We start from the raw sequence: 4,363 nt of genomic DNA, 5'->3' as shown, positions 1-4,363 counted from the left end.
CGGGCAATTTCAACACCGCCGAAACGCGCATGTCCGACGGGGTCAATTTCCACGGCGCGATCACCGCCTATCAGGCGGGCGCGACCGGGCAGGGCGTCCTGGCGGGTGTCATCGACGACGGCATCGATCAGGACAGCCCCGAATTCGCCGGGCGCATCTCGTCGCAATCGGCCGACCTCGCCGGGTCGCGAGGGATCAACGGCGAGGGAACGCATGGCACGAACGTCGCGCAGGTGCTGCTCGGCGGAAAGAACGACGCCGGCACCTTCGGCATCGCCTTCAACGCCAATCTGCTCGTGCTTCGTGCCGACCGGCCGGGAAGCTGCGCGACCGAGGATCCGGCGAACGACGAAAGCGGCTGCCGCTTTCCCGAAACCGCGATCGCGGCGGGGCTCGACCGCGCGGTCAGCGCGGGCGCGCGCGTCGTCAATATCTCGCTCGGCGGCGAGGATCCGCCGGGAGCGACCTTGCGCGCCGCGGTGTCGCGCGCGACCGCGGCGGGGATCATCGTGATCGTCTCGGCGGGCAACGAGGGCGACACGACGGCGAACGGCAACGACCCGAACAATCCCGAGCGCTTCGCGCAGGGGCTTCGCGATGCCGGCGGCGGGCTCGTCGTCATCACCGGGTCGGTCAACGACCGCGGCGTGATCTCGGGGTTCAGCAACCGCGCCGGCGGTTATGCCGGTTCCTATCTGACCGCGCTCGGCGAGGGTGTGTGCTGCGCCTATGAAAATGGCGCGATCGAGACCGAGGGCAATTTCGTCTTCGTGCTGAACGGCACCAGCTTCGCGGCGCCGCAGGTCGCGGGTGCGGTCGCGCTGATCGCGCAGGCCTTCCCGAACCTCACCAGCCAGCAGATCGTCTCGCTTCTCTATCAGTCGGCGCGCGATGCGGGTGTGGCGGGCGACGATGCCGTCTTCGGTCAGGGCATTCTCGATATCGCACGCGCCTTTCAGCCGATGGGCGCGACGACGCTCGCGGGCACCTCGACCGCGGTCGCGCTCGATGCGCCGCTCGGCGTCCTCGGCGGGCCGATGGGCGATGCCGGCGGTGCCGGAACCATGGGTCTCGTCACCGACGGCTTCGGCCGCGCCTTCAACGTCGATTTCGGCGGCGCGCTCGCGTCGCGGCGTCCCGACTTCAAACTGTCGGGCGCGATCGGCGGGCTGATACGCCAGCAAAGCGCCGCGAGTTCGTCGCTCGCGCTTTCGCTCGTCACCGCGCCGGGCACGGGAGGCACCGACGCGCTCGCGGGCCTTTCCTTTCACGATGCGCAGCGCGCGCGCACGCTCGCCGCCTCGGTGATGACGCGCCTCGATGCGCGCACGCGCGTCGGCTTCGCTGCCGGGCGCGGCACCGGCGGTCTGCTCGCGGGCGAACGCGGCGACAGCGGCAACGCGATGCTCATCGGCGACGCCGCCCACGAGGGGCTGGGCTTCGCCGCCAGCCCCGGTATCGGCACGATAATTCGCCATAATATATATTATAATCAGTATGTTAATATAATTCTGGAGAATGGTCTGATTTCGGGCTCGCGCTGGCAGGACGATCCCCTGCTCCGCTACCGTCCGGGCGGCGACAGCCGCTACCAGCGTGTCGGCGCCGCGTGGGACGGCCGCTTCGGCCCCGTCCGCGCCGCGCTCGGCGCGAGCTGGCTGCGCGAATCGGACAGCCTCCTCGGTGCCCGTCTTGGCGCCGTCTTCGGCGCGGGCGGCGCGACCAGCCTCGTCGGCGACGCCGGCATCACCCTCGATATGCGCGATGATTGGCAAATTGCCGCCGCATGGCGACAGATATGGACAAAGCCCGAAGCGCACGGTCTCGTCGCGGGCGGCGCACTCCGGTCGACCGCCTTCTCCTTCGATGTCGCTAAGGCGAATCTGGTGCAATCCGGCGACCGCGCCGCGCTCCGCTTGGCCCAGCCGCTCCGCGTCGCCAGCGGCGGTATCGATCTGACGCTGCCCATCGCCTATGATTATGAAACGCGGACGGCCGACTTTGCGCGCCGTACCTATAATCTGGCGCCGACCGGCCGCGAACTGGTCGTCGAGGCCAGTTATGCGATGTCGCTTTTCGGCGGCGACCTGATCGCCAACACATGGTGGCGACGCGACCCCGGCCATATCGCCGCGATACCCGACGACAAGGGCGCGGCGCTCCGCTTTACGCTGGGCTTCTGATCGGCTTTAACGCTCCCAAACTTGAAACAGGGGATGCAGAAATGAAGCCGATTCATGTCCTTCCGTTTGCGCTCGCCGGCGCGATGCTCGCGATGCCGCTCGCCGCCCAGGTCCCCGCGCGTATCTTCATCCACGCGGGTCAATTGCTCGCCGAGCCGGGCAAGCCCGTCCGCGGTGCATCGACGATCGTCGTCGAGAATGGCAAGATCCTGAGCATCGCCGACGGCTATCAGCCCGCCGAGCCCGGCGCGACGCTGATCGACCTCAAGGATAAATATATTCTCCCCGGCCTCATCGACAGCCACGTCCATCTGACGAGCGACGCCGGCGGCATCGCGGGGCAGCTCGAGGAGATCACGCTCAGCCCCGCAGCGCAGGCCTTCAATGCCGAGGCGAACGGGATGAAGACGCTTCGCGCCGGCTTCACAACGGTGCGAAACCTCGGCGACGGCGACGGCGCGACGCTTGCCCTCAGGGATGCGATCCTCGCCGGCAAGGTACAGGGGCCGCGGATCGTCGACGCCGGGAACAGCATTTCGGGCAGCGCGGGGCATATGGACGGCTCGCTCGGCTATCGCGACGAGCTTCGGCCTTTCTTCGCAGGCGCGGGCAACACCTGCAACGGCGCCGACGATTGCCGCCGCGCGGTGCGGCTCCAGATCGGGCGCGGCGCCGATGTGATCAAATTCGCCTCGACCGGCGGTGTGAACAGCCGGATCGGCGCCGGGCTCGGCAAGCAGATGTTCGACGACGAGGCGCAAGCGATCGTCGATACCGCGCACATGTTCGGCAAGAAGGTCGCGGTGCACGCGCACGGCGCCGACGGCATCCGCCTTGCGCTGGCCGCCGGCGTCGATTCGGTCGAGCACGGCACGATCCTCGACGATGCGACGATCGCCGCATGGGCGAAGTCGAAGGCCTGGTATGTCCCGACGCTCTCGACCGTGAATGGCTATAAGGAACGTATCGCCGCGAACGCCAACGCTTATGAACCCGACGTGCTCGCGAAGATCCGGTGGCGCATTTCGATCACCGGCAAGAGCCTCGAACAGCTGGTGCCCAAGGGCGTGCGCATTGCCTTCGGCACCGATGCCGGCGTTTCGAAGCATGGCCGCAACGCCGACGAGTTCGAGCTGATGGTCCAGCATGGCATGACCCCTGTCGAGGCCTTGAAGGCCGCGACGGTCAACGCCGCCGACCTGCTCGGCCTGTCGGACCAGATCGGTACCATCGCGCCCGGCAAGAGCGCCGACATCATCGCGGTCGCGAGCGATCCGGTCGCCGACGTGCGGGTGCTGAAGCAGGTCGATTTCGTGATGGCGCGCGGGAACGTCGTCGAATGATCAGAGCGCGTCGCGCAGCGCCAGCCAGCGGTCGCGCTTCGCGGCGAAGCCGATCGTGTGCGCGGCGCTGCTCGACGGCAGGTCGACGACTCCGACTCCATCGAGAACCGGCAGCTGCTTTCGCCCGATCGCCGCAGCCTTGCCGCCGTTGAAGGCGATCATCCGCAGGTCGGGCAGTACGGCGACCAGCGCCGCGAGGTCGTGCGCTTCGGCTTCGCGGATAAGGCTGTCGCTGCTTGTGCGACGCTCGGCGCTGCGTATCACGTCCCACAGCCCGACCTTCGCACCACGAAGCACGGCCAGCCTCTCCTCATAGGGCATGTTTGCAAGCTGCCGGTCGATCACCTCGCCGAGCAGGCGCCAGAACTGGTTCGTCGGGTGGGCGTAATATTGCCGCTCGGCGAGCGAACGGGCGCCGGGGAGACTTCCCAATATCAGCAGACGCGTATCGGGCGCGACATGCGGGGCGAAGCTGGCGTGGCGGACGGCAACCATAAGCGACCGATAGCCCGCCCTGCCCGGCGCAACAATATTGCCCGCCCCTGACCCGCCCTCTTGACCATGGGGGAAATCGGGTCTAGGGGCCCGCTCGACCGAAAAGGGCGGTTTGCCGCCTCTTTCAGTTGCAACAGCGCTTGAACATTGCTGGCGCGGATGGAGCCTCCGGAAGATCATTGCGATCCGCCGGGGTCTTTTGCTGTTATCAGGTCGGCCGTTTTCCGCCATTTTCGGCGGGCCAGCGGCCGGAGCTTCATCCACCGCGGTACAGTAACCGTTCGCTTTGATGGGCGGACATTTAAAGGTGAAGCATTCATGCCCACGATCAACCAGCTGGTC

3 protein-coding genes are annotated in these 4,363 nt (G+C 67.2%); 2 read left to right on the top strand and 1 reads right to left on the bottom strand.

The genetic code is table 11. From position 1 onward, the window contains the following. Both JHC57_RS21365 and JHC57_RS21360 read left to right on the top strand, forming a co-directional pair. On the top strand, positions 1 to 2,183 hold a 2,183-nt coding region (locus tag JHC57_RS21365), incomplete at its 5' end, for a S8 family peptidase (protein ID WP_294032596.1). 41 nt (positions 2,184 to 2,224) lie between these two features. Further along, a complete protein-coding gene (locus tag JHC57_RS21360; protein WP_294032595.1) occupies positions 2,225 to 3,526 on the top strand; it encodes an amidohydrolase family protein in 1,302 nt (433 codons plus the stop codon). Here the strand turns inward: JHC57_RS21360 and JHC57_RS21355 are convergent, their stop codons facing one another. After that, entirely contained in the window at positions 3,527 to 4,021 is a 495-nt protein-coding gene (locus JHC57_RS21355) for a DNA-deoxyinosine glycosylase (protein WP_294032594.1), read from the bottom strand. Positions 4,022 to 4,363: the final 342 nt, after the last annotated feature.

Origin of the sequence: Sphingopyxis sp. (genome assembly GCF_016463645.1) — a bacterium.
Classification (GTDB): domain Bacteria; phylum Pseudomonadota; class Alphaproteobacteria; order Sphingomonadales; family Sphingomonadaceae; genus Sphingopyxis.
The sequence above is the reverse complement of the archived record's forward strand: the minus strand, read 5'-3'. Positions and strand labels throughout refer to the sequence as shown.

Bases quoted from the DNA above. Each gene is read 5' to 3' on its own strand.
- JHC57_RS21360 (WP_294032595.1), top strand. From the start codon at position 2,225: ATGAAGCCGATTCATGTCCTTCCGTTTGCGCTCGCCGGCGCGATGCTC.
- JHC57_RS21355 (WP_294032594.1), bottom strand. From the start codon at position 4,021: ATGGTTGCCGTCCGCCACGCCAGCTTCGCCCCGCATGTCGCGCCCGAT.